This window comes from Myxococcus sp. CA023, assembly GCF_010998615.1.
Lineage (GTDB): Bacteria > Myxococcota > Myxococcia > Myxococcales > Myxococcaceae > Myxococcus.
On record NZ_JAAEAH010000068.1, the window covers coordinates 1 to 25716 of the forward strand.

A 25716-nucleotide genomic window follows, 5' to 3' on the forward strand; every position below is an offset into this window, starting at 1 on the left:
GCTCGGTGAAGCTGCCGGAGAACGTCGAAATGGTGATGCCGGGCGACAACATCGCCATCGAGGTGGAGCTCATCACCCCCGTGGCCATGGAGAAGGAGCTGCGCTTCGCTGTTCGCGAGGGTGGCCGTACCGTGGGCGCCGGCGTCGTGGCGGAAATCATCGAGTAATGCCGGGTCGGCCGTAAGGCCGCCGGGCTCACTGTCCCGATTCCGAGGGGAGGGCTGCGTTGTGGTAGCCTTCCCCTCTCGTATCTGGTGAGGTAGGTCATGCCGAAGGGCAATCGTTCTATTATTTCGCTCGAGTGCACTGTGTGCAAAGAGCGGAACTACACGACCACGAAGAACAAGCGGAAGAGCCAGGACAAGCTCGAGCTGAGCAAGTTCTGCCCTCGTTGCCGCAAGCATCAGGACCACAAGGAAGGTAAGGTCTAGGTCGGTAGTTCAGGGAAGGTTCTAGGCCAGTAGCTCCAACGGTAGAGCAGCGGTCTCCAAATCCGCGTGTTGGGGGTTCGAATCCCTCCTGGCCTGCCAACTCTCAGTAGTCGCGGGGCCCCCGGTACCTGGAGGTGCCGGGGGTTCCTGTGTTTTCGCAGTTCCGCGAATTCGCATCCGCAGTACCTCGTGAGGCACCATGGCGACGGCATCAGAGGCCAGCCAGCAGGCTAACCGCTCGGCGATGGATCCGAAGCGGCTCGTGGTCATCTTCTATCTTCTCGTCGGCATCGTCCTGGCCCTCTTCCTGGAGCGCCTGCTCGGGTTGCTGTGGGCGCGGTTCAGCTGGAGCGACCCGGTCCTTATCGAGGGCTTGGACTGGAAGGTCTCCACCCTGGTGAGCTACGTGCTGGCCGTGGGATTGGCTGTGGGTGCGTACTTCCACCCGCGCACCCATGCGCTGTCCATCGACGTGGCTTCGGAGTTGATGAAGGTCACCTGGCCCACCTGGTCGGAGACCAAGGCGTCGACCATGGCCGTCGTCGTGGCGTCCCTGGTTGCCGCCGTCATCCTCTTCTGCATCGATACCGCCGCCTACAACCTGATGGTGGAGTGGCTGCCGGCCATGTGGGGGAAGCTGTAATGGCGATGAAATGGTACGTGGTCCACACCTACTCGAACTTCGAGAACCAGGCGAAGAAGAGCCTGGAAGAGAAGGTCCGTCTGGAGGGCCTTCAGGACCAGTTCGGTGAAATCCTGATTCCGATGGAACAGGTCGTCGAAATGGTGAAAGGCGAGAAGAAGACCTCTCGTCGCAAGTTCTTCCCCGGCTACATCTTCGTGCAGATGGAGCTGAACGACCGCACGCTCCACCTGGTGAAGAACACGCCGAAGATCACGGGGTTCCCGGGAACGGCGCAGCACCAGAATCCGTTGCCCATCTCCGATCAGGAAGTGGCGCGGCTGACGTCGCAGATCTCTGAAGGCACGCTCAAGCCGAAGCCCAAGGTGCAGTTCGACGACGGCGACACGGTGCGCGTCATCGACGGTCCGTTCGCGAACTTCAACGGGACCGTGGAAGAGGTCAATGCGGAAAAGGGCAGGGTGAAGGTGCTGGTCAGCATCTTCGGCCGTGCCACCCCGGTGGAGCTGGACTTCATGCAGGTGGAGAAGACCACCGGCTAGCAGTTGATGCCGCGCCGTGCACCCCTGTATGGCGTGCGCGGCGTTCGCATTTCTGGTCCCCGGATTGGGGCCGGACTCATGGGTGGGAGGGCTTCCCCGTCTGGTAGCCCGCTCGCACCACCCACTCGAAAGGCAGTAGTCGTTCGATGAAGAAGATCACAGGTCAGGTCAAGCTGCAGATCCCCGCCGGCAAGGCGAACCCCGCTCCGCCGATCGGCCCCGCGCTCGGTCAGCAGGGCGTGAACATCATGGAGTTCTGCAAGCAGTTCAACGCGAAGACCCAGGCGGAGGCCAAGGAAGGTCTCATCATCCCGGTGGTCATCACCGTGTATGCGGACCGCTCCTTCACCTTCATCCTGAAGACCCCGCCCGCCGCCGTCCTCATCAAGAAGGCCGCGGGTCTCCACACGGAGAAGAAGAAGGGTTCGGGCGCGAAGAAGCCGGGCAAGGAGAAGGTCGGGCAGATCACCCGCGCTCAGCTCGAGGAAATCGCGAAGAAGAAGATCCAGGACACCACCGCCGCGTCGCTCGAGGCCTGCATGAGCACCATTGCTGGCACCGCACGCTCCATGGGCATCGACGTCGTCGGCTAGGCCGCCGCGCACCCACTCACGACAAGGATTTCTGTCATGGCTAAGACTGGGAAGAAGTTCCGTGCGGCCGCCGCTCTGGTTGACCGCGATAAGCGCTACACCATCGGCGAGGGCTTTCAGCTCCTGAAGAAGACGGTGGAGGCTCGCTCCACCAAGTACGACCAGACGGTCGACGTCTCCATCAACCTGGGCGTGGACCCGAAGCACGCGGACCAGATGGTCCGTGGCGCCGTGGTGCTCCCGCACGGCACCGGCGCCACCGTGCGCGTGGCCGTGTTCGCCAAGGGCGAGAAGGCCACCGACGCGACCAACGCCGGCGCGGACGTGGTCGGCGCCGAGGACCTCCAGAAGCGCATCGAGGAGGGCTTCCTCGATTTCGACACCGTCATCGCCACCCCGGACATGATGGGTGTCGTCGGTCGCCTCGGTAAGGTGCTCGGTCCTCGTGGCCTGATGCCGAACCCGAAGGTCGGCACGGTGACCATGGATGTCGCGAAGGCCATTCGCGACGCCAAGGGCGGTAAGGTCGACTTCCGCGCCGAGAAGGCCGGTATCGTCCACGCGAAGCTGGGCAAGTCCTCCTTCGAGGTCGAGAAGCTCGAGGCCAACTTCAACGCGCTGGTGGACCTGGTGATGAAGCTGAAGCCGGCCGCCGCGAAGGGCGTGTACCTCCAGGGCATCGCCATCTCGTCCTCCATGGGGCCGGGCATCAAGCTCGACACCATGGAGATCAAGACGCGCCACGGCTAATCGCCGTCCGGCCGCACGGACAGGGGGGCGCAGCCCTGACTTCGAGTCGGGGCTGTCACCTGTCTGACGTCACAGGTTCGAAAGTTCTGGATCTTTGCTGAAGCCGGGGGTATAGGCCCCCGGCTTTTGCAATTGGGGCGCCACGTCGTGAGGCGCGGCGTCCCGACACCTGGTTCATGACAGCAGGGACCTGGGCGGAGAGGGTGCATGTTCCGTTGGCAGCCGGGCAACCGGCCGGACGGCGCCTTCGACCCCTGGTTCAAACGACCGCAAGGTCAGCCCTGCCGAGACTGGAGGTGCGGTGTGGTGCCTCTCGAAGGCTCCTCTCGCTCTGCCACTTTGGCCCAGGCATCACGCCCGTCCTGAAAAGGCGGGCCCAGTAAGGAGGTGAGTCAAAGTGCTGAAGAGCGAGAAGGAAGAGATGATCAAGGAGCTCCACGAGAAGTTCTCGAGGACGACCTCCGCCGTCGTCGCCGAGTTCACCAAGGTGGACGTGGAGACGGTGACCAAGCTCCGCAAGAAGTTCCGCGAGGGCAACGTCGAGTACAAGGTCATCAAGAACACGCTGGCGCGCCGTGCCGCGCAGGGCACGTCCGTGTCGGTCATCGCTGATGACTTCACGGGCCCCGTGGCCCTGTGCATCAGCTACGGCGACGTGGTGGCTCCCGCGAAGATCCTGGTCGAGTTCGCGAAGGACATCGAGGACAAGATCAAGATCCGCACTGCCGTTGTCGAAGGCCGCAAGGTCGACGTCGCCGGCGTGAAGGCCCTGGCGAAGCTGCCGGGTCTGCCCGAGCTTCGCGCGCAGCTGCTGGGTGTCATCAGCCAGCCCGCGAGCAAGCTGGTTCGGACCATCGCGGCTCCGGGTTCGCAGCTCGCCCGAGTCATCCAGGCCAACGCGGACAAGGCGCAGGGCTGAGAAGCCCTCATCTGTTCGAGAAGTTTTTCTACCGCAACCTCTCCGGCCGGAACTCTCCAAAGGGGAGTCGGCCGTTAGTCGAAACCAGAAGGACACATTTCAATGGCTGACCTGAACGCGATTGTTGACCAGCTCTCCTCCCTGACCGTCCTCGAGGCGGCCGAGCTCGTGAAGCAGCTCGAGAGCAAGTGGGGCGTCTCCGCCGCCGCCGTGGCCGTTGCCGCGGGCCCGGCCGCCGCCGCCGCTCCTGTCGAGGAGAAGACGGAGTTCACGGTGGTGCTGGCCAACGCCGGCGCCAACAAGATCAACGTCATCAAGGAGATCCGCGCGATCACCGGCCTGGGCCTGAAGGAGGCCAAGGACCTGGTCGAGGGCGCTCCGAAGAACGTCAAGGAAGGCGTCAACAAGGACGACGCCAAGAAGATCAAGGACCAGCTCACCGCGGCTGGTGCGACCGTCGACATCAAGTAGTTTCTACAGGGACTGTCCGGTTTTCCGGGAAATTTCGGGCAGCCTCCTGACCGGATGTGCAGGCCGGCGCTCCCTGAGTGGGGGCGCCGGCTTTGCCCATTTGACCGTTGCAAATTTCCCGGCGCCGCCGCGCGTTACTGAAGTTTGCCCGCCCGAGCAGTCGTCCCCGGAGCCAGAATGCCGACGCAGATCCAGAACAATTTCCGCGTGCGGAAGACCTTCGCGAAGATCGCGAAGATCATCGACATTCCCAATCTTATCAACATCCAGAAGCAGTCCTACGAGAAGTTCCTCCAGGCGGACATTGCCGCCGACAAGCGCGAGGACCTCGGTCTTCAGGGCGTCTTCAAGTCGGTGTTCCCCATCCGCGACTTCAACGAGACCTCCTCGCTGGAGTTCGTGAGCTACCACCTGGAGCGCCCGAAGTACGACGTGGATGAGTGCCACCAGCGTGGCATGACGTATTCGGCGCCCATCAAGGTCGTCGTGCGCCTGGTCGTGTGGGACAAGGACGAGGAGACCGGCGCCCAGTCCATTCGCGACGTGAAGGAGCAGGAGGTCTACTTCGGCGAAATCCCGCTGATGACCCAGAACGGCACCTTCATCATCAACGGTACCGAGCGCGTCGTCGTCAGCCAGCTGCACCGAAGCCCCGGCGCCTTCTTTGACCATGACAAGGGCAAGAGCCACTCGTCTGGCAAGCTGCTCTACAACGCCCGCATCATTCCCTACCGCGGTTCGTGGATCGACTTCGAGTTCGACCACAAGGACCTGCTGTACGTGCGCATCGACCGCCGCCGCAAGCTGCCGGCTACGGTGCTCATCCGCGCGCTCGGCGCCGTCTCGGACACCGCGAAGAAGAACCCGCTGGAGTTCAAGGGCTCCACCGAGGAAATCCTCAACTACTACTACGCGACGGAAACGATCTACCTCCACAGCGCGGAGGAGTTCGAGAAGAGCGTCGAGCTCGAGCTGCTGCCCGGTCAGCGCGCGACCCGCGACATCAAGGCCAAGACGGGCGAGCTGATCGTCAAGAAGAACCGCAAGTTCACCCGCGCCGCCATCAAGAAGCTCGAAGCGGCGAAGATGAAGACGCTCCCGATCGATGCGGACGAGCTCTTCACCAAGGTGTCCGCCTACGACGTGGTCGAAGAGACCAACGGCGTGGTGCTCCTCGAGTGCAACGAGGAAGTCACCCAGGAGAAGGTCGACGAGCTCCTCAAGCACGGCATCAAGGAGTTCAAGGTCCTCTTCATCGACAACCTCAACGTGGGCCCGTACCTGCGTGAGACGTTGATGCTGGACAAGCTCGAGACCCCCGAGCAGTCCATCATGGAGATCTACCGCCGCCTGCGCCCTGGCGATCCGCCGACGCCGGAGACGGCCATCAACCTGTTCACCAACCTGTTCTTCAACCCGGAGCGCTACGACCTCTCCAAGGTCGGCCGCCTCAAGCTGAACTTCAAGTTCGGCCTCGAGGAGCCGCTCGACGGGCAGATCCTCACCAAGCGGGACATCCTCGAGGTGATCCGCTACCTGATCGATCTGAAGAACGGCAAGGGGACCATCGACGACATCGACCACCTGGGCAACCGCCGCGTCCGCGCGGTGGGCGAGCTGCTGGAGAACCAGTACCGCATCGGCCTGGTGCGCATGGAGCGGGCGATCAAGGAGCGCATGAGCCTCCAGGAGATCGAGACGCTCATGCCGCACGATCTCATCAACGCCAAGCCCGTCACGGCGGTCATCAAGGAGTTCTTCGGGTCCAGCCAGCTGTCGCAGTTCATGGACCAGACGAACCCCCTGTCCGAGGTCACGCACAAGCGGCGCCTGTCGGCGCTCGGGCCCGGCGGCCTCACCCGCGAGCGCGCCGGCTTCGAGGTGCGCGACGTGCACCCGACGCACTACGGCCGCATCTGCCCCATCGAGACGCCGGAAGGTCCGAACATCGGCCTCATCGCGTCGCTGTCCACCTACGCGCGCGTCAACGAGTTCGGCTTCGTGGAGACGCCGTACCGCAAGGTTGAGGCGGGCGTGGTGACGAACGACGTGGCCTTCTACTCCGCACTCGAGGAGGAGAAGCACACGATCGCCCAGGCGAACGCGGAGACGGACAAGAAGGGCAAGTTCGCCAACGCGCTGGTGTCCAGCCGCCGGGGTGGTGAGTTCGTCCAGGCTCGCGCCGAGGACGTGGACCTGATGGACGTGTCCCCGAAGCAGCTGGTGTCGGTGGCCGCGTCGCTCATCCCGTTCCTGGAGAACGACGACGCCAACCGCGCGCTCATGGGCTCCAACATGCAGCGTCAGGCCGTTCCGCTGCTGCGCACCGCGGCGCCGCTGGTGGGCACGGGCATTGAGTCCATCGTCGCCCGCGACTCCGGCGTCACCTGCGTGGCCCGGCGCGACGGCATCGTGGAGAGCGTGGACGCCGGCCGCATCGTGGTGAAGGCGGACGTGCCGGCCTCGCTGAGCGATGTCACGAGCGAGGTCGACATCTACAACCTGCTCAAGTACCAGCGCTCCAACCAGAACACCTGCCTCAACCAGAAGCCCATCATCAGCAAGGGCGACCGGGTGATGAAGGGTGACGTCATCGCCGACGGTCCCGCCACCGAGACGGGCGAGCTGGCGCTGGGCCAGAACGTGGTCGTCGCGTTCATGCCGTGGCAGGGCTACAACTTCGAGGACTCCATCCTCATCAGCGAGCGCATCCTCAAGGACGACGTCTTCACGTCGATCCACATCGAGGAGTTCGAGTGCATCGCGCGCGACACCAAGCTGGGCAAGGAGGAGATCACCCGCGACATCCCGAACGTGGGTGAGGAGGCCCTCAAGGACCTCGACGAGAGCGGCATCATCCGCATCGGCGCCGAGGTGAAGCCCGGCGACGTGCTGGTGGGCAAGATCACCCCGAAGGGCGAGACGCAGCTGTCTCCCGAAGAGAAGCTGCTGCGCGCCATCTTCGGCGAGAAGGCCGGCGACGTGCGTGACAGCTCGCTGCGCGTCCCGCCGGGCGTGGTGGGCACCGTCATCAACGCCAAGGTGTTCAGCCGCAAGGGCGTGGAGAAGGACGAGCGCGCCAAGCAGATCGAGTCCATGGAGGAGGCGAAGCTCCTCAAGGACCAGAACGACGAGATCAAGGTCCTCCAGGACAGCGCGTTCGGCCGCATCCGCGGCCTGGTGCGCACCAAGGAGGTCCAGGGCAAGCTCGTGGACGACAAGGGGAAGATCCTCCTGAAGAAGGGGGACATCCTCGACGACGAGCTGCTGTCCACGGTGCCCTACAAGTACTGGGGTGAGATCTCCGTCGGCGACCCGCTGGACTCGCGCCTGCGCGACATCCTCCGCAACCTGGAGGAGACGAAGGAGGCCGTGAAGCTGGCCTTCGGCGAGAAGATCGCCCGCATCAAGAAGGGCGACGAGCTGCCGCCGGGCGTCATCAAGATGGTGAAGGTGTACGTCGCCATCAAGCGCAAGCTGGCCGTGGGCGACAAGATGGCCGGTCGCCACGGAAACAAGGGCGTCGTGTCCCGCATCCTCCCCGAGGAGGACATGCCGTACCTGGAGGACGGGCGTCCGGTGGACATCGTCCTCAACCCGCTGGGCGTGCCCTCGCGCATGAACATCGGGCAGATTCTTGAGACGCACCTGGGCTGGGCCGCCAAGGGCACCGGCGAAGCGCTGCAGCGCTACGTCGAGGCCAACTGGAGCTCGGACGCCATCAAGGAGCGCCTCAAGGTCATCTACAGCGACCCGGCGTTCGGCGAGTTCCTCGACAAGCTCGACGACGAGGAGATCAAGCAGCTGTGCCGCCGCTCCAAGCGGGGCATCCACGTCGCCACGCCCGTCTTCGACGGCGCACAGGAGACGGAGATCCACGCCCTGCTGGACGAGGGTCAGCTGCCCCGCACGGGCCAGATGGTGCTCTTCGACGGGCGCACCGGTGAGCCGTTCGACCAGAACGTCACCGTGGGCGTCATGTACATGCTGAAGCTGCACCACCTGGTGGACGAGAAGATCCACGCTCGCTCCATCGGGCCCTACTCGCTCGTTACGCAGCAGCCCCTGGGCGGCAAGGCGCAGTTCGGCGGTCAGCGTCTGGGCGAGATGGAAGTCTGGGCGATGGAGGCCTACGGCGCGGCGTACACGCTGCAGGAGTTCCTCACCGTCAAGTCGGACGACGTGGTGGGCCGCACGCGCATGTACGAGGCCATCGTCAAGGGCGACAACGTCCTGGAGAGCGGCCTTCCCGAGTCGTTCAACGTGCTCCTCAAGGAACTCCAGTCGCTCGCGCTCGACGTGGAGCTGCTGGAGAGCGCCCCGCCGGAGCGGCAGCGCAGCTTCGGAGGCGACTTCCTCGGCGGTGGTGACGGCGAGGAGCGCAAGACGGGAACCGAGGCCTGATTGCACGGAGCGCCCGCCTGACCGGCCGCCCGCCGTCCCGAAAGGGGCGGGCGCGGCCGGAACGGGGCGGGGGCCCGAATCAGCTGGCGGCCCCCCTTGAAAGTGGGGGGCGCCCAACGAGATTTCGGAGGCAACGTGAAGGACATTTTCAACTTCTTCGAGAAGCCGAAGGACCCGCTGTCGTTCAACGCCATCCGCATCGCCCTGGCGTCGCCCGACAAGATTCGCCAGTGGTCCCATGGCGAGGTGAAGAAGCCGGAGACGATCAACTACCGCACGTTCAAGCCGGAGCGGGACGGGCTCTTCTGCGCCCGCATCTTCGGGCCGGTGAAGGACTACGAGTGCAACTGCGGCAAGTACAAGCGCATGAAGCACCGCGGCGTGGTGTGCGAGAAGTGCGGCGTGGAGGTCATCCAGTCCAAGGTGCGCCGTGAGCGCCTGGGCCACATCACCCTGGCCACACCGGTGGCCCACATCTGGTTCCTCAAGTCGCTGCCGAGCCGCATCGGCAACCTGCTCGACATCACGCTGAAGGAGCTGGAGAAGGTCCTCTACTGCGAGAGCTACATCGTCCTCGATCCGAAGGCGACGCCGCTGCAGAAGGGCGAGCTCATCAGCGAGGACAAGATGCACCGGCTCTACCAGGAGCACGGTGAGGACTCCTTCACCACGGGCATGGGCGGCGAGGCCGTCCGCGAGATGCTCAAGTCGCTGGACGTGGAGAAGCTGTCCGAAGAGCTGCGCAAGGACATGCGCGAGACCACCAGCGAGGCGAAGCGGAAGAAGTACGCCAAGCGCCTGAAGGTGGCCGAGGCGTTCCGCGTCTCCGGCAACAAGCCAGAGTGGATGATGCTGGACGTGATTCCGGTGATTCCGCCGGACCTGCGCCCGCTCGTTCCCCTGGACGGTGGCCGCTTCGCGACCTCCGACCTGAACGACCTGTACCGCCGCGTCATCAACCGCAACAACCGTCTGAAGCGCCTCCAGGAGCTGAACGCTCCGGACATCATCATCCGCAACGAGAAGCGGATGCTGCAGGAGGCCGTGGACGCGCTGTTCGACAACGGCCGCCGCGGGAAGACCATCACGGGCCCCAACAAGCGCCCGCTGAAGTCGCTGTCCGACATGCTCAAGGGCAAGCAGGGCCGGTTCCGCCAGAACCTGCTCGGCAAGCGCGTGGACTACTCGGGCCGCTCCGTCATCGTGGTGGGCCCCGAGCTGCGCCTGCACCAGTGCGGTCTGCCGAAGATCATGGCGCTCGAGCTCTTCAAGCCGTTCATCTACAACAAGCTCGAAGAGAAGGGTTACGTCACCACCATCAAGTCCGCGAAGAAGATGGTGGAGAAGGAGCGTCCCGAGGTCTGGGACATCCTCGAGGACGTCATCCGCGAGCACCCGGTGCTCCTCAACCGCGCCCCCACGCTGCACCGTCTGGGCATGCAGGCCTTCGAGCCCGTGCTGATTGAAGGCAAGGCCATCCAGCTTCACCCGCTGGTGTGTGCCGCCTTCAACGCCGACTTCGACGGCGACCAGATGGCCGTGCACGTGCCGCTCTCCATCGAGGCTCAGATGGAGGCCCGCGTGCTGATGATGTCGACGAACAACATCCTCAGCCCCGCGAACGGCAAGCCCATCATCGTCCCGACGCAGGACATGGTGCTCGGCATCTACTACATGACCCGCGCCCGCGAGTTCGCCGGCGGCGAGGGCCGCGTGTTCGCCTCGCCCGACGAGGTGCGTGCCGCGTACGACCACGGCGAAGTGCACCTCCAGGCGAAGGTCGTCTGCCGCATCGACGGCAAGCGCAAGGAGACCACCGTCGGCCGCGTCCTCCTGTGGGAGGTCGTCCCGCGCGCGGTGGGCTTCGACGCCATCAACAAGGTGCTCGACAAGAAGTCGCTCGGCGGCCTCATCGACCTCTGCTACCGCCTCACGGGTGAGAAGGAGACGGTGCTGCTCGCGGACCGCGTGCGCAGCCTCGGCTACTACAACGCCACCCGCGCCGGTATCTCCATCGCGCTCAAGGACATGATCATCCCTGCGAAGAAGCAGGAGTTCCTGGACTTCGCGCGCAAGGAAGTGTCGGAGATCGAGAACCAGTACCTCGAGGGCCTCATCACCGACGGCGAGCGCTACAACAAGGTCATCGATATCTGGGCGGAGATCACCGAGAAGGTCGCCCAGGAGATGATGCAGCAGATCTCCCAGGAGGAGACGTCCGGGGACCGCGACGGCAAGCGCGAGACGCGCAAGCAGCCGTCCTTCAACCCCATCTACATCATGGCCGACTCGGGCGCGCGTGGTAGCGCCCAGCAGATCCGTCAGCTGGCGGGTATGCGTGGCCTGATGGCGAAGCCCTCCGGCGAAATCATCGAGACGCCCATCACGGCCAACTTCCGTGAAGGCCTCTCCGTGCTGCAGTACTTCATCTCCACGCACGGCGCCCGTAAGGGTCTGGCGGACACGGCGCTCAAGACGGCCAACTCCGGTTACCTCACCCGCCGTCTCGTGGACGTGGCGCAGGACGCCATCATCAACGAGTACGACTGCGGCACCATGGACGGCCTGTTCATCGGCGCCCTGGTGGAGGGCGGCGAGATCATCGAGCCGCTCGGCGAGCGCATCCTGGGCCGCGTGGCCCTGGATGACATCCTCGACCCTGTGACGGGCGAGGTGCTGGTGCGCGCCAACGAGGAGATCGACGAGGACCGCGTCCGCCGCATCGAGAACAGCGGCATGGACAAGGTGAAGATCCGCTCGGTGCTCACCTGCCAGGCCAAGCGCGGCATCTGCGTGGAGTGCTACGGCCGTGACCTGGCCCGCGGCCGCAAGGTGTCCGTGGGTGAGGCGGTCGGCGTCATCGCGGCGCAGTCCATCGGTGAGCCGGGTACCCAGCTCACGATGCGCACCTTCCACATCGGTGGTGCGGCGACGCGGCGCGCGGAGCAGTCCAGCCTGGAGAACCGCTACGCGGGTAGCGTGAAGTTCGCGGGCCTCACCACCGTGCAGAAGACGGACGGCACGCTGGTGGCCATGAACCGCAACGGCGAAATCGTCGTCGTGGACGACTCGGGCCGCGAGCGCGAGCGTTACCAGGTCATCTACGGTGCCCGCATCCTCGTGAAGGAAGGCCAGCGCATCGAGCCGGGCGTCCTCATGGCGGAGTGGGACCCGTTCGCGATTCCGCTGCTGACCGAGGTCGGCGGTGTCGTGCGCTACGAGGACATCATCGAAGGCGTGACGATGTCCGAGGCGCTGGACGAGGTGACCGGTCTGTCGCGTAAGACGGTCATCGAGTCCAAGGACCCGGAGGCGCGTCCGCGCGTCACGATCCGCGATGCCAACGGCAACGTGAAGGACCTGCCCAGCTCCCGCAACCCGGCGAGCTACTTCCTGCCGCAGGGCTCCATCATCACCGTCAACGACGGCGATGAGATCCACCCGGGCGAGGTCATCGCCAAGGTGCCGCGCGAGACGACGAAGACCAAGGACATCACGGGCGGTCTGCCCCGCGTGGCCGAGCTCTTCGAGGCGCGCAAGCCGAAGGACGCGGCGGCGATCGCGGAGATCGACGGCGTGGTGTCGTTCGGCAAGGACACCAAGGGCAAGCGCAAGCTCATCATCACCCCCGAGGTGAACGGCGAGCAGCGCACGGACCTGGCCAAGGAGTATTTGATCTCCAAGGGCAAGAACATCAGCGTCCACTCCGGCGACCGCGTGAAGGCCGGCGAGGCGATGATGGACGGCTCGGCCAACCCGCACGACATCCTCAAGGTGCTCGGCGAGAAGGAACTCGCGCGCTACCTGGTGGACGAAGTGCAGGAGGTCTACCGACTGCAGGGCGTGAAGATCAACGACAAGCACATCGAGACCATCGTGCGGCAGATGCTCCGCCGCGTGCGCGTCACCGATGTGGGCGACACCAACTTCCTGGTCGACGAGCAGGTCGAGAAGTGGGTGTTCGAGGAGGAGAACGAGAAGGTCATGTCGGAAGGCAAGCGTCCCGCCGTTGGCGAGCCGCTGCTGCTCGGCATCACCAAGGCCTCGCTCTCCACTGAGTCCTTCATCTCCGCGTCGTCCTTCCAGGAGACCACCAAGGTGCTCACCGAGGCCGCCATCAACGGCAAGGTGGACTACCTGCGCGGCCTCAAGGAGAACGTCATCATGGGCCGGCTCATCCCCGCCGGCACGGGTCTGCCGAACTACAAGCACCTGGACATCGCGGTGGAGAGCCCCACCGACGAGGTCAACGAGATGGAGGCCGCCCTGGCGGCCACTCACGGCGACACCGGCCCCCTGGGCGAGCCTTCCCGCCCGGTAGGCACGCAGACGACCGGCGCGGCCTAAGCCGCGCCCCAGCCGTCCTCAAAGCGTTCGCTGAAAGACAACCGCCGCTCCCAGAGCTTTCTCTGGGGCGGCGGTTTTCCTTTGTTTATGGCTAATCGCGTTATGGGCTCGTCGTTGGCTTGACGCTTATGGCGCGCTGCGTTAGCTGTTGAACGTTGTAGTGACGCACCTGGTTACCGCCCGGTGAAAGCCGGGATAGGGGAGGACGGTATGGCCACGACGAAGACCGAGACCGAGGCGACGCAGAACGAAGTTCAGAGCTCCGAGGCCGCTGCGAAGAGCGGACTGGCGCAGAATGTGGAGAGCTTTCTGAAGGCCCAGCTTTCCCAGGCGCAGAAGCGCATTGAGGAACTGGAAGGCGAAGCAGGCAAGGTCGTGAAGACCTTGGAGACCCGTGGGCAGGAGGCCGCCAAGGAGGCCCAGGCGCTGTGGGGGAAGTTCCAGGCCGGTGAGCTGCTGACGGACCCCCGCGTGCAGGAGCTGAGCAAGCGCGCCAACGAGGCCAGCACCGAGCTGAGCCGGCGCGTGGACGCCGCGGGCACCGAGCTGCGCAAGCGCTTTGACGGTATCCAGACGCGCGTCGTCGAGGCCGTGGGCGTGGCCAGCCAGGCGCAGCTGAAGGACCTCAACAAGGAGCTGGCGAAGCTGTCCCGCAAGGTGGACTCGCTGCTGAAGCCCGTCCGTCGGGTAAACGGCGCGAAGCCCGCGAGTAGCCCCGCGTCCTCGCCGCGCGCCTGAAGTCCCGCCGAATCCCGACAGGCAGTGCGACCTCTCCCTTTCTCGGAGTACGAAAGAGAAGGGGGAGGCACATCGCCGTCGTTCCCTTCACGTCGGGGGTGTGCTTATTTCGGCCGTTCCCCGACCGGGTCGGGCCTGAACGTCTGGCCTGTACACCTCCCGGAGAGACCCCATGGACAACAAGCCCGAGGCCCCCCGAGAGAAGCACTCCGTGACGGAGACGTTCGAGCGTCTCTGGAGCCAGGCCCTGCTGGCGGTGAACACGGCCGAGGAAGAAGCCTCGCGGGCCGTGCAGCGCGTGGCCGCGGTGGCGGGTTGGAGCCAGGACGAGGTGAAGCGCCAGGCCCGGGAGTTCAGTGAGCGGCTGGTGGGCCACCGCAAGGACCTGGAGCACAACGTGGAAGAGCGGGTGCGCCAGGCCCTGACGAAGATGAAGCTGCCCCGCCGCGAGGAACTGGCGGCGTTTGGAACCCGGCTGGACAAGCTGGCCGAGCGCATCCAGGCCCTGGAGCACCGGAAGTGAAAGCCCCCGCCCCTTCGGGCGGGAGGTCTTTCGGTACGCGGCTCTTCGAACGTCTCCACGCCTTCAGCTCGGGTTGTTCCCGGCTCCCGCTGCTCGCGGGGGCGGCGCTCGTCGTGTCGGCGCGGCTGGTGCCGTTGCTGGAAGAGCGGCCGGTGCAGCCCGTCGTCCCAGGCGTCGTGGCGGCGGAGGTCATCTCCCCCGAGGCGTCGCTCATCGACGCGGTGTTGGCGCGCCGAGCCCCGGACCTGGGCCTGACGCTGCGCCGGCAGCTCATCCAGGCCATCGCCGAGGAGGCCGGGCGGCTCGCGTATGATCCGCTGCTGATCCTGGCCATCATCGACGTGGAGTCGGACTTCACGGAAGATGCAGTGTCCGTGAAGGGCGCGCGTGGGTTGATGCAGATCAAACCCAGCACGCTGCACTTCCTGGCGGAGAAGGAAGGACTGCGCCTGTCCCGCGAGGAAGTGACCGCGGACACCGCGCTCTGCGTGCGGCTGGGCATCCGCTACCTGCGCTCGTTACAGGAGCGCTTCGGTGGGGACCTGGACCTGGCCCTGATGGCCTACAACGCCGGCCCCACCCGCATCCGCAACGCCATCAAGCAGGGTGAATTGGAGCGCTTCCGGCGCTATCCGCGCGCGGTCCGCCGGGACTTCCGGCGCTTCCGTGAGGGCCACGGGCTGGGCGGTGACTGGGCCTTGGCGCAGCGCGAGGTGCCTCCCGAGCCCATGCCCTGAGTGGGCTCGGGGTGAATCTCCGGGCGGCTGGGACGCTCCAACGGGGTGTACGCGCGCCTTGTTCCGTTCCGCCGGGTGCGCTAAGCGTTCCAAGTGCCCGGGACTGTTGGAGATTCTCAGGAGTGACCCGCATGAAGAACCCCCTGTTCCCCAGCGCCGCGCTCGCCGCCGCCCTGGCCCTGGCCCCGTTCGGGGCGCACGCAGGCTCCGTCTTCCTCAACGGCGTCAAGATTGACGGCGTCACCAACCAGAAGTTCGAGAAGGCCACCGTCCGCATCGACGAGGCCGGCAACGTGCACATCGACGCGCCGGGCTACGCGGCCCGCGTGACGGCGGTGACGCCTCCGGCCCCCGCCGCGTCGCCCCAGGCACCGGCACCCGCCACCCCGGGGCCGGCCGCCCCCGCCGAGAAGGCGCCTCCCGCGGCGCAGCAGGCGCCTGGCGCGCCCACGGCCCCCGGGCGCCTCACCCAGCGCTACTGGCTGGTGACGGAGCAGACGGTGCCGGGGATGACGGGGTACGACATCGACGTGTTCATCAATTCCACGTGGCTGCGCAAGCTGCGAGGCAACGAGGACCAGGTGGTGGTGGACATCACCCGCAACCTGCGGCCGGGTGCGAACAAGGTGACGTTCATCGCGCGGAAGGGAAACGCCGCGGACGCGCGCAGCAGTTCGCCTGCCCACGTGTTTCGGGTCATTATTGGCGAGGGGAACGAGGGCGGCGGGAACGTGATGATCGACAATCCCATCCTCCGCTTCCAGAAGACGGCGGCGGACACGCAGGATGCGACGCAGGAGTTCACCCTCACCACGCGCTGACGGGTGCGGGGCTTCGGGTAACGGAGACAACCGTGTTCAACCTCGACGAGCGCTACCGCGGGCTGCCCGCCACGCGGGAACAAATCCTGGCGCTGCATACCTCCCTCAACGCGCCGCACGTGGCCATTCCGGGCAAGCAGGCCGGTCCGGCGCAGGCCTTCGTCGTGGGCCTCCGGGGAGGGCAGGGGACCGCGGCTGTCTTCGTGTACCTGTACCTGGCGGAGGCCGCGGACTGCGCGGTGTACCTGTCCGGCCGGCGCAACGTGTCAGCGGATGAGTACCGCGACGACGAGGGGGACGCGCTGGCCTTCGTGGAGTCGCTCGGGTTCATGATGGACGACGCCAACTGGCGCGCGATGGCCCCCGAGCAGCAGGACGAGCAGCTCAAGACGTTGCCGGTGTTCTTCAAGGACCCGACGCTCGTACCCTCCGTGGTGGCGCGCGCCGAGGAGAAGAAGAACGTCACCACCACCCTGGGCCGCTTCCTGGCCGCCTTCTGAGTCACCGCCCCCTCACCCTCGTCGAGAGCCGCTCCCCATGTTCCGCCTTTCCACCGCGTCCTGTTCGCTCGCGCTGCTGCTGGTGTCCTCCGGTTGCTCCCACACGCCCACGGAGAAGGAGAAGCGGAGCGCCGAGATTCACTACGACCTGGCGCTGCAGGCCCAGCAGGCCGGCGAGCTCCAGGATGCGCTGCGCGAGCTGCAGGTGTCGCTGAAGAACGACCCGAACTACCCCGACGCGAACAACGCCATGGGCATCCTGCTGCACCTGGCGTTTCGCCGTCCCGACGAGGCCGTCAAGCACTACAGCAAGGCGCTGGAGGTTCGCCCCGACTTCTCCGAGGCGCGCACCAACCTCGCCAACGTGCACCTGGACCAGGGCCGCTACGACGACGCCATCAAGCTCTATGAGCTGGTCCTCAACGACATGCTCTACCCGACGCCCTTCATCGCCCAGGGAAACCTGGGGTGGGCGTACTACAAGAAGGGCGAGCCGGACCGCGCGGTGGAGAGCATCAAGGCCGCGGTGACGACCAACCCCAACTTCTGTTTGGGCTACAAGAACCTGGGGCTCATCTACGACGAGACGGGGCGTACCTCCGAGGCGTGCCGCCAGTTCACGCACTACCGCGAGAATTGCCCGGACGTGGCGGAAGCGTACATGCGTGAGGGCGTCTGTCAGGCGAAGCTGGGGCAGGTCGATGCGGCGAAGGCAGCCTTCGCTACCTGTGAGACCAAGGCGAAAGCTGGTGAACAGGTGCTGAAGGACGACTGCCGGAGGCTGCTGGAAAAGCTCTAGCGCGTTGGGTATCTGGGGACCCGTGGACCACGTCGATTTCGGCAAATACCTGAGCCAGCAGCGAGAGCTCCGAGGGCTCTCGCGTGACGACGTCGCGCGGGAGACCAAGATTCCTCCCACGCTCATCACCGCGCTCGAGGCCGGTCAGGTGGAACGGCTTCCCTCGCGCATCTTCGTGGTGAACTACATCCGCGCGTACGCGCAGGTCATCGGCATGTCTCCGGAAGAGGCCGTCCTGCGCTACGAGGAGGTGGACAAGTCCGTCCCGGCGCCATCTCCCGTGCAGTTGGAGCAGGAGCGGCGCAAGCGGGCCTACGTGGGGCTGTCCGTGCTGCTGGCGGCCCTGCTCCTGGGCGTGTACCTGTTCCTGGTGCTGAGCGGAAAGCTTCCCAATCCGCTCGCGCGTTGAAGCATCTCCATGGAGCGATACGACGACGACGCGCTCGTGCTGTCCTCGGTGGACTATGGCGAGTCCGACCGGCTCGTCACCTTGCTGACTCGCGAGCATGGGAAGCTGACGGCCTTCGCCGCGGGCGCACGCAAGAGCAAGCGGCGCTTCGCCGGCGCGCTGGAGCCGTTCATGCGGCTTCGTGTGCACATCGTGGAGACGCGTGGCAGCACGGTGCGGCTGGACGGCACGGACATCGTCGCGGGCTTCTATGCGGCGCGCGAGGACCTGTCCCTGATTGCCCGGGCCTTGTACGCGGTCGAGCTGTGCCGCGAGCTGACGCGGGACCATGAGCCGCAGCCGGAGCTGTTCGCCCTGCTGGAGTCGTACCTGACGCGACTGGATGCGAAGGAGGCCGGGCCCACGTCGCTCCTGGCTTTCGAGCTGTCCGCGCTGGCGCACGCGGGGTTGATGCCTCGGTTTGATTCGTGCTCGCTGTGTGGCGGCGCTCCGGGCGAGCGGCCTCGTTTCGACCAGGCCCATGGCGGCGCGGTGTGTGAGCCGTGTGGAGCCCGTGCTCGCGAGTCCGTGGCGGTGCCGGTGGCGCTGCTGTCGGGCCTGCGCGCGCTCCAGGAAGGGGCGCGCACGCCGCTGCCGCCGGATCTGCGCGCGCGTGCTCGCGGCCTGCTCAACGTCTTCATTGCCCATCACCTGGGTCGCCGCCTCAAGAGCGTGGACTTCATGGCTCAGGTGGGCCTGGATTGACGAAGTTCGGAAGCGAGGGGCTCATGCCGCCGCTGGATGTCGTGTGCTTTGGCGAGACGTTGGTGGACTTCCTCCCGGCGGCTCCCGGGCACCGCGTGCGCGATGTACCCGCGTGGCATCCGTGCCCCGGTGGCTCGCCGGCGAATGTCGCGGTGGGGCTGGCCCGGTTGGGGCTGCGTCCGGCCATGCTGGGCGTGGTGGGCGCGGATGAGTTCGGGCACTTCCTTCGCGAGCGATTGGCGGCGGAAGGCGTGGACGTGAGTCACCTTCGCCAGACGGCGGAGGCTCGTACCGGGCTGGTATTCATCTCCCTGGATGGGAAGGGCGAGCGCAGCTTCACCTTCTTCCGGACACGCTCCGCTGAGTTCCTGCTGGGACAGGCGGATGTCGACGCGGCGTTCCTGTCGGGGGCGAAGGCAGTGCACTGTGGTTCCAACTCGCTCCAGTGGCCGGAGGCGCAGGAGGCCGCGGTGAGGATGCTGGGGCTGGCGCGCGACGCGGGGCTCATCGTGAGCTGTGACCCCAACTTGCGGCTGCATGCATGGGAGGACACGTCTCTCCTGAAGGGCCTGCTGGCGCGGATGCTACCGCTGTGCACCGTGGTGAAGCTCTCCGAGGAGGAGATTGGCTTCGTCACGGGGACGGAGGTGCCCCACGAAGCGCTGACGCGACTGGCCGCGATGGGCGTGCCGCTGCCCGTGGTGACGCTGGGCGAGCGTGGCGCGCTGCTGCTGTGGAAGGGGGAGCGCATCCACGTCGCGGCGCCGCAGACGCACGTCGTCGACACCACCGGTGCTGGCGATGGTTTCGTCGCGGGCCTGCTGCAGGGGCTGGTGCGCTGGTACGGCGGCGCTGAGGCCCTGGGCGATGCAACCGGGGCGGAACTGACGGCGCTGGCCACGTTCGCGTGTGAGGTCGGGGCCCGTGTCGTGGAGAAGCTCGGTGCGGTGGATGGGCTTCCCCGGGCGGAAGTGCTGGCTCAGGTCATGCCGTCGCGTCCGGACAGTTCTCGCGCATAGCGCTGTGACGGTGGTGTCGTCGCGTCCGACGAACAATCGTCTGTCGTGTCGTGCACACGGTTTGACGCGGGCACTTGCACGGTGCCCGCGCCCGCGCTCCTCGTTGACGGTGCGTTCCGCGCCGCGGTGCCGGGGTGGAAGAAGGAACTCGAGCGCCGCGGCATCCCCGTGCTGACGAGTGGTTACGTCCGCACGCTCGACGTGGTGGACGGGCAGCTCCTGGGCGAGGTGGGCTTCCGCATCAAACCCTGCAGGCGGCTGCCTCCCGGGAGCCGGCGGCAGGAGATGGCGCCGACCTTGTTCGCGACGCTGGAGTGCGCCGTCCGCGATGACCAGGCCGCGCATCGTGTGTTCCGCTTCCTGGCCGAATTGGGATTCCGTCCCGATGGGCTTCACCTGGAGCGCTCCCTGTCCGGTGTCGCCGACCGGTACCTCCTGATGCTGGGCGTACAGCGCCTGCGTCTCGCGGTGACGAATGGGGAAGGGGGCTCGTCCCCGATGGCCTCGGAATGAAAAGATGGAACGGCCCATGTCTCAGCCCGTTCCCCAAGCTGCCTCCGAGGAAGTGACACCGGCGCAGGCACCGCTGACGCTGCTGCGAATCCCGGGGGACTCCCCCGAGGCCCTGGACACCTTCTGGCTGCGCGAGGTCTTCCAGGGGGACCGGGTGCCGCAGCTCACCCTGCGGGCGGTGCTGCTCGGAAGTGGCATTGGTGCCATCACCTGCGCGACCAACCTCTACGCGGGCCTGAAGATGGCCGTGGCCTTTCCCGTGGCCATCACCGCCGCGTTGCTCACGCATACGGCACACGGAGCGATGCGGCGCGTGGCGCCGGGCGTCGCGGGAGCTCCGCTTTCGCCGCTGGAGACGTGCTCCGCGCAGGCCGTGGCTTCGTCCGCGGGCTATGCGACGGGCGGCGCCCTGGTGTCCGTTCAGGGCGCGTGGTTGCTCACAACGGGCAGTCATCCCCCCGGGTGGGCGTTGCTCGCGTGGACCTTCCTCCTGTCCTCGCTGGGCGTGCTCTTCGCGGTGCCCCTCAAGCGCAAGTTGGTGGACCATGAGCAGCTTCCGTTCGCCACGGGCACGGCCGCGGCGGCGACCATCCGTGCTCTTCACACCACGGGCGCGTCGTCCCGTCCGCGGCTGTCGATGCTGGGACTGGGCGGAGGTATTGCCGCGCTCGTCACCCTGGTGCGGGATGGGCTGGGCCGCCTTCCCTATGTGTTTCCATTCCCCGGAACGCTGAGCGGGATGTCGCTGGAGCGCCTGGGCTTCGGCTTCGAGATGAGTCTGCTTCCGCTGGGCGCGGGCGCGCTGCTGGGACTGCGGCTCACGGCGTCCTGGTTCCTGGGCGCGCTGCTCATCCACGGAGTCGTGGCACCGCGCGTGTTCGCTTCGGGGCTGCTGCTTCCAGATGGAGACTTCCTCGCCTGGAGTCTCTGGCCCGGGACGGCGGCGCTCACCACCGCGTCGTTGTTGCACTTCGCGCTGGAGGGCCGCGTCCTGGGGCGCGCATTGAAGGGACTCTTCAAACGTCCCTCCGTGGCGCCCCATCCGGTGGATGCGCTTCAGGTTCCGGGACGCTGGCTGCTGGCGGGCCTGGTCGTGTTGACGCCCGCCACGCTCGCCGTGGCCAAGGTGGGCTTTGGCGTTCCGCTGCCACACGCCGCGCTCGCGGTGGCGTTGTCATTCGTGCTGTGTCTCATCGCCTGCCGCGTCACGGGGGAGACGGATGTTACGCCCGTGGGCCCGCTGGGGCAGGTGACGCAGATGACCTATGGCGTGCTGCTGCCGCGCAACGTGGAGGCGAACCTCGCCACCGCGGGCATCACCGTCAACGCGGCGTCGTCCGCGGCGGACCTCCTCAGTGACGTGAAGACGGGACACCTGCTGGGGGCCCATCCCCGCCGCGTGTTCCTGGCGCAGCTCGTGGGTTGCGCGGTGGGGGCCGCCGCGGTGGTGCCGCTGTTCTTCCTGTTGGTGCCGGACCGTTCGGCGCTGGGGGGCGAGCGCTTCCCCGCACCCGCCGCCACGGTCACCGCCAGCATCGCCCAGGTGCTGGCTTCGGGCTTCTCGGGGTTGGCGCCGGGCACGCGCGCTGCGCTTGGTTGGGCCGCGCTCGCCGCCGCTGTCCTCACACTGACGGAGCGACTGCTTCCCGAACGGGTGCGACACTGGGTGCCGTCACCCCTGGGCATGGGCCTGGCCTGTCTGTTGCCGGCGTCCACCGCGCTGGGGTTCTTCCTGGGCGGGGTGGCGGCGGCGTTGGCCCGCCGGGCGAGCCCAGAGGCTCAGGAGGGGCGGGTGGTGACGCTGGCCGCCGGCCTCATCGCGGGCGAAGGGTTGATGGGGGTTGTCGTCGTCCTGAGCCAGTCGCTCTGGTAACGTTCGTTTCACCCCATGCGCTGTCCGGTCTGCCACCGCCGTCTCGCCACCGGCGCGGTGTGTCCTGTGCATGGCCAGCGCGCTTCGTCGCCTGGCCCTGACGCCGAGCCCTTTCCGCTCCCCGACGTGCCAGGTTTGAGCCCCGCGGCCTTGCTGGGCTCGGGTGGCTTCTCACACGTCTTCACCGCCTACCGCGAGGAGGATGGCCGTGAGGTCGCGCTCAAGGTGGGACGGCCGCCTCACCGCGACCGCTTCGCTCGGGAGGCCGCCGCGCTCCGCCGCATCGGCGCGCCGACGACGCCCACGCTCCACCACTCGGGGGTTGTCCGAGGGCGGCCGTTCCTCGTCATGGAGCGGCTGCATGGCCAGACGCTCGCCGCGTGGATGGCGGCGTTGCCGGGCTCGGGCGCGGCGTCCGTGCCCCGCGTGCGCGAATTGCTCAGTGGCCTCTGCGCCGCCTTGGAGCGCGTCCATGCCGCGGGTGTGGCCCACCGCGACCTCAAGCCGGAGAACATCTTCCTGCGTGAGGGTGGGGCGCTCAGCCTGCTGGACCTCGGGCTCGCGCGCTTTCTGGACGCACCTGACGACGGAGAGCGCCCGGAGTCCGAGGGCTTGACGCTCGTAGGGCAGCGGCTGGGCACGCCGTATTACATGGCACCTGAGCAGTGCCTGGACGCGCGCGAGGCCGGGGCCGCCGCGGATGTCTACGCGCTGGGCGTCCTCCTGTACGAGTTGCTCACTGGCGCGCCGCCTTTCATCGGCGGCGCCGAGGAGATTCGCCACGGGCACGTCAGCCTTCGCCCAGCCCGGGTGTCGGAGCGCGCGCCCGCGCCGGCGGCGCTCGACGCGGTGCTGTCGAGGTGTCTGGCGAAGGCGCCCTCCGAACGTTTCTCGCGGGCTTCGGATGTGCTCGCCGCTTTCGATGCCGCGTGCAGCCAGTCCCTGTCCATGGCTCCGCCGGAGGGCGCGCCCGCCGCGGTGCCCACGTCGTCCGGGCCGGGGGCCGGCAAGCGGTGGGTCGCGCTGCTGGGCGTCCGCGCGGACATACCGGTCGATGTGCTTCGGCTGACCTTCGAGCCTCAGGGCGGCACGCTCGCGCGCGTCCGCGCACGGGGCTATCTGGTCGCGTTCTCCGAGTCCCTGTCCGCCGAGGCCAACCTTCGCGCAGGCGCACTGGTGGCGCGCAAGCTGATGGAGGAGGGCAAGGCCGCCACCGTCCTGCACCTGTCGCGGCTGCACGTCCTTCCGGGCGCCACGACCACGCGGGTCGCGGGGCCCGCCTTGGAGTCCGCGGGAGACTGGTGGCCGGAAGACCTCGCCCTGGGAGAAGCCCGCGTCACTGCCTCCGCCGCGGCGAGGTTGGGGCCGGGCGCCACGGAGCACTCGCCCGATGGCGCGCGCCTGCGATTGCACGACGGGGGCGCGGCCACGTCCTCCGCGGATGCACCGCCCCTGTCGGGCCGCGAGGCCGTCCTGGCGGCGCTGGAGGCCGAGGCATCACGCTGCATCGAGGAGGGTGTCCCAGGGTTGTGCGTCCTCACGGGTGACGTGGGGCACGGCACGTCCCGCGTCCTGGAGGCACTGTCCACCCGGCTGGAGGCCGCGGGGCGGTGTCTCGTGGTGCGGCTCCGCGCGCCCTCGCCGGACGCCGCGTCCTCGGAGTCGCTGCTGGACGCGCTGAGGGCCACCGCCGAGCCGGCCCGTGTTGTCCAGGCACCAACGCTTCCACTCGCGGATGAGCGACACGCAGCCGCGCGCTGCCTCGCCGAGGGACTCCAGCGGCAGGCCCAGGCCGCCCCTCGCGTGTTGCTCGTCGACGACGCGCACCTGGCGGACCCCACCAGCCTGGATGCCCTGGAGGTCGCCACCTTGGCGGGTGTGCGTGCACCGCTCTGGGTCTGCGTCGCCGCGAGGCCCGCGTTGCTCGGGTTGCGACCGCACCTGGGCGAGCGCAGCGCCCGCGTCGCGCGAATCACACTGCCGCCGCTGACACCCGAGGCGAGCCGTTCCCTGTTGCTGCATCTGCTGCGCCCCGCCGAGCACGTCCCCGAGCCGGTGCTGGCGCGGCTGGAACAGCTGGCGCAAGGCGTCCCCCTGTCGTTGGTGGAACTCGCGGGCGCGCTGCGGGCCGCGGGGGCCCTGCGGGCGGCTCCAGGAGGCGGGTGGTACATCGCGCCGGACGCGTTGCTGGACGTCTCCGTGACGCCGCTCTTCGAGCGACTCGCCGCGCGGGCGTTGGCCGGGCTCCCCGCGGCACACCGAATCCTGGCGCGGTTGTGCGCGGTGCTGGGCACGGAAGTGGAGGTGTCCCGCGTGGATGCCGCCCTGCGACACCTGGAGCCGAGCGAGGAGATGGCGCGCGTGACGTCGCTCGACGCGGGGGCCGGACTCCATCGGCTGGCGCGCTCGGGGCTGTTGCGGCCCACGGCTCCGGGCCACTTCGCCTTCCGTCACCCCTTGCTGCGCGAGGCGCTGGAGGCGTTGCTTCCGGCTTCCTCACGTCGCGTCCTCCACGCCGCGGCGCTGCGTGCCACGCCCCGGGACGGGATGGCCGAGCGCCGTCGCTGGGCCCACCATGCCGCGGCCTGTGGTGCTCATGCGGAGGCCATCTCCGCGTTCCTCTCGCTCGCGGAGTCCGCGCGCCGTGCGCACCTGTCCGTCGAGGCGGAGCAGCACTACACGCGCGCGCTCGCGTTGTTGCCGGAGGGAGATGTGGCGCGCCGGGCCCTGGCGTTGTCGGGGCGTGGGCGCGTCCGTCACCGGCTTCAGCGCTTCCGGGAGGGGCTGGCGGACCTGGGCGCGGCGCGGGCACTGGCCGTGGCCCGCGGTGACGAGGCCCAGCAGGTGGAGTTGCTGCTGGAGGAAGCCACCGCCCGCGACTGGATGGAGGACGTGGAGGGCTCGTCGGCCTGTACACGTGAGGCTTTGGAACGCATCGAGCGGCTGGATGAGCCTCGCCTGTCCCTGCGCTGCTCGCTGGCCCGGGGCCGGCTCCACGTCCGGCTGGGGGAGTGGGGCGCCGCCGTGCGCGTTCTTACCGGCGTGGTGGACGGCGCGGAGCGGGCGCATGACCACGAGACGCTCGTGGTGTCGCTGGCGCTGCTGGGCTCGGCGCTCACGTTCCTGGACCGGACCGACGAAGCCGCGACCCGCTTCGACATGGCACTGCTGCGCTGCGAGCAGGCCGGGGACGCACTGCACCGGGCCGCTACGCTCATCAACCGTGTGCTGCTGTGGTTGCGCCTGGGGAACGTGGCTCGGATGGAAGAGGACCTGCGCCGCGCGATGGCGCTGGGCCGGGAGCTGGGCCATGCGCAAGTGGAGCGCTGGTCCACCTTCAACCTCGCCGAGGTGCTCTACATGCAAGGCCGTCTAGAGGAGGCGCTGCCGCTGGCCCGGCGTGTTCACGAACTGGGCGTGCGTTTCTTCCGTGAGCACCCTGTCCCGGTGGATGCGTTGCTGCTCGCGCGCATGGCCGCCGCGCTGGGCGACCTGGAGGAGGCGACGCGGCAGCTCCGGTGGATTGGCTCCCACTGTCCGCCCGAATCGTTGCCGCCCACCGCCGTCATGCGGAGGCTGGTGGAGCTACAGGTCCAGGACGCACGGGGCGGCGGCTCGGCGCGGGAGGCGTGGCTGGCCCTGGCGGACGACGCGGACACCCTGGCTTCGGCGGATGAGAAGGCGGAGATTCTCCTCCAGGCTGCCCGGGGCGCGCTCCAGGCGGGACGTGCCGACGAGGCGCGCACCTGGGTGGTCCGGGCCGAGCGCGCGGTGGAGGAGGGCGCTCCCCTGTGGCGAGCCCGCCTGGAGTCTCTGCGGGCTGCCCTTTTCGGCGTGTAGCGAGACATGTCACAGTCCGGCGGCGGTGTGACGTGAAGCGCTACGCGAATGCTGCGTGCAGATCTGCTCTCATGGCACCGCATACAACCTCCCAGGCTGG

At 67.4% G+C, this 25716-nt stretch carries 21 protein-coding genes, 1 tRNA gene and 1 pseudogene; all 23 read left to right on the plus strand.

Annotated features, from left to right (window positions below):
- Positions 1–167: pseudogene (tuf, locus tag F8M74_RS26855) on the plus strand (elongation factor Tu); the annotation flags it as partial.
- A gap of 99 nt (positions 168–266) precedes the next feature.
- A complete protein-coding gene (rpmG, locus tag F8M74_RS26860) occupies positions 267–431 on the plus strand; it encodes a 50S ribosomal protein L33 (protein ID WP_011553120.1) in 165 nt (54 codons plus the stop codon).
- A 23-nt stretch (positions 432–454) separates the two neighbouring features.
- A tRNA-Trp gene (locus F8M74_RS26865) sits at positions 455–530 on the plus strand.
- A 100-nt stretch (positions 531–630) separates the two neighbouring features.
- Positions 631–1074 (plus strand): preprotein translocase subunit SecE, encoded by a 444-nt coding sequence (gene secE, locus F8M74_RS26870; RefSeq protein ID WP_011553121.1) that lies wholly within the window; start codon positions 631–633, stop codon positions 1072–1074.
- The gene (gene nusG, locus F8M74_RS26875; RefSeq protein ID WP_090494984.1) at positions 1074–1616 is read left to right on the plus strand and encodes a transcription termination/antitermination protein NusG; all 543 of its coding nucleotides are present in this window, start codon (positions 1074–1076) and stop codon (positions 1614–1616) included. Before secE ends, nusG begins: the two co-directional genes overlap by 1 nt.
- A gap of 146 nt (positions 1617–1762) precedes the next feature.
- Positions 1763–2209 (plus strand): 50S ribosomal protein L11, encoded by a 447-nt coding sequence (gene rplK / locus F8M74_RS26880; RefSeq protein WP_090494983.1) that lies wholly within the window; start codon positions 1763–1765, stop codon positions 2207–2209.
- Positions 2210–2245: 36 nt separating this feature from the next.
- The gene (rplA, locus tag F8M74_RS26885) at positions 2246–2959 is read left to right on the plus strand and encodes a 50S ribosomal protein L1 (protein ID WP_141258435.1); all 714 of its coding nucleotides are present in this window, start codon (positions 2246–2248) and stop codon (positions 2957–2959) included.
- Between the two features lie 397 nt (positions 2960–3356).
- Positions 3357–3878 carry a 50S ribosomal protein L10 gene (rplJ, locus tag F8M74_RS26890; protein ID WP_141258436.1) on the plus strand — a complete coding sequence of 174 codons (522 nt, stop codon included), beginning with the start codon at positions 3357–3359 and terminating at the stop codon, positions 3876–3878.
- 102 nt (positions 3879–3980) lie between these two features.
- Positions 3981–4349, plus strand: coding sequence for a 50S ribosomal protein L7/L12 (gene rplL / locus F8M74_RS26895; RefSeq protein ID WP_011553126.1), 369 nt, complete (start codon positions 3981–3983; stop codon positions 4347–4349).
- 177 nt (positions 4350–4526) lie between these two features.
- Positions 4527–8753, plus strand: a complete 4227-nt coding sequence (gene rpoB / locus F8M74_RS26900; RefSeq protein ID WP_141258437.1) for a DNA-directed RNA polymerase subunit beta — start codon at positions 4527–4529, stop codon at positions 8751–8753.
- A gap of 135 nt (positions 8754–8888) precedes the next feature.
- Positions 8889–13100, plus strand: a complete 4212-nt coding sequence (gene rpoC / locus F8M74_RS26905; protein ID WP_141258438.1) for a DNA-directed RNA polymerase subunit beta' — start codon at positions 8889–8891, stop codon at positions 13098–13100.
- 210 nt (positions 13101–13310) lie between these two features.
- Positions 13311–13838, plus strand: coding sequence for a hypothetical protein (locus F8M74_RS26910; protein WP_171410530.1), 528 nt, complete (start codon positions 13311–13313; stop codon positions 13836–13838).
- Between the two features lie 172 nt (positions 13839–14010).
- Positions 14011–14361, plus strand: a complete 351-nt coding sequence (locus tag F8M74_RS26915; RefSeq protein ID WP_140862317.1) for a phasin family protein — start codon at positions 14011–14013, stop codon at positions 14359–14361.
- Positions 14358–15098: a lytic transglycosylase domain-containing protein gene (locus F8M74_RS26920; RefSeq protein WP_011553131.1), complete on the plus strand. Its 741-nt coding sequence runs from the start codon at positions 14358–14360 to the stop codon at positions 15096–15098. Before F8M74_RS26915 ends, F8M74_RS26920 begins: the two co-directional genes overlap by 4 nt.
- A 131-nt stretch (positions 15099–15229) precedes the next feature.
- A complete protein-coding gene (locus tag F8M74_RS26925) occupies positions 15230–15919 on the plus strand; it encodes a hypothetical protein (RefSeq protein ID WP_194858735.1) in 690 nt (229 codons plus the stop codon).
- A 32-nt stretch (positions 15920–15951) separates the two neighbouring features.
- Positions 15952–16419, plus strand: coding sequence for a social motility and stimulation tgl protein (locus tag F8M74_RS26930; RefSeq protein ID WP_141257390.1), 468 nt, complete (start codon positions 15952–15954; stop codon positions 16417–16419).
- A 37-nt stretch (positions 16420–16456) separates the two neighbouring features.
- Positions 16457–17218, plus strand: a complete 762-nt coding sequence (gene tgl, locus F8M74_RS26935; protein ID WP_141257391.1) for a social motility TPR repeat lipoprotein Tgl — start codon at positions 16457–16459, stop codon at positions 17216–17218.
- Positions 17219–17240: 22 nt separating this feature from the next.
- Positions 17241–17627, plus strand: coding sequence for a RodZ family helix-turn-helix domain-containing protein (locus tag F8M74_RS26940; RefSeq protein WP_011553135.1), 387 nt, complete (start codon positions 17241–17243; stop codon positions 17625–17627).
- Positions 17628–17636: 9 nt separating this feature from the next.
- Positions 17637–18371, plus strand: a complete 735-nt coding sequence (recO, locus tag F8M74_RS26945; RefSeq protein ID WP_090494962.1) for a DNA repair protein RecO — start codon at positions 17637–17639, stop codon at positions 18369–18371.
- The gene (locus F8M74_RS26950; protein WP_141257392.1) at positions 18368–19390 is read left to right on the plus strand and encodes a carbohydrate kinase; all 1023 of its coding nucleotides are present in this window, start codon (positions 18368–18370) and stop codon (positions 19388–19390) included. The genes recO and F8M74_RS26950 overlap by 4 nt, the downstream gene beginning before the upstream one ends.
- Before the next feature lie 45 nt (positions 19391–19435).
- On the plus strand, positions 19436–19903 hold the full coding sequence (locus F8M74_RS26955; protein WP_228560373.1) for a hypothetical protein: 468 nt from the start codon (positions 19436–19438) through the stop codon (positions 19901–19903).
- A 16-nt stretch (positions 19904–19919) separates the two neighbouring features.
- A complete protein-coding gene (locus F8M74_RS26960; RefSeq protein ID WP_163884579.1) occupies positions 19920–21776 on the plus strand; it encodes an OPT family oligopeptide transporter in 1857 nt (618 codons plus the stop codon).
- Between the two features lie 15 nt (positions 21777–21791).
- Positions 21792–25616 (plus strand): serine/threonine-protein kinase, encoded by a 3825-nt coding sequence (locus F8M74_RS26965; RefSeq protein ID WP_141257394.1) that lies wholly within the window; start codon positions 21792–21794, stop codon positions 25614–25616.
- The last annotated feature ends 100 nt before the right edge of the window (positions 25617–25716 follow it).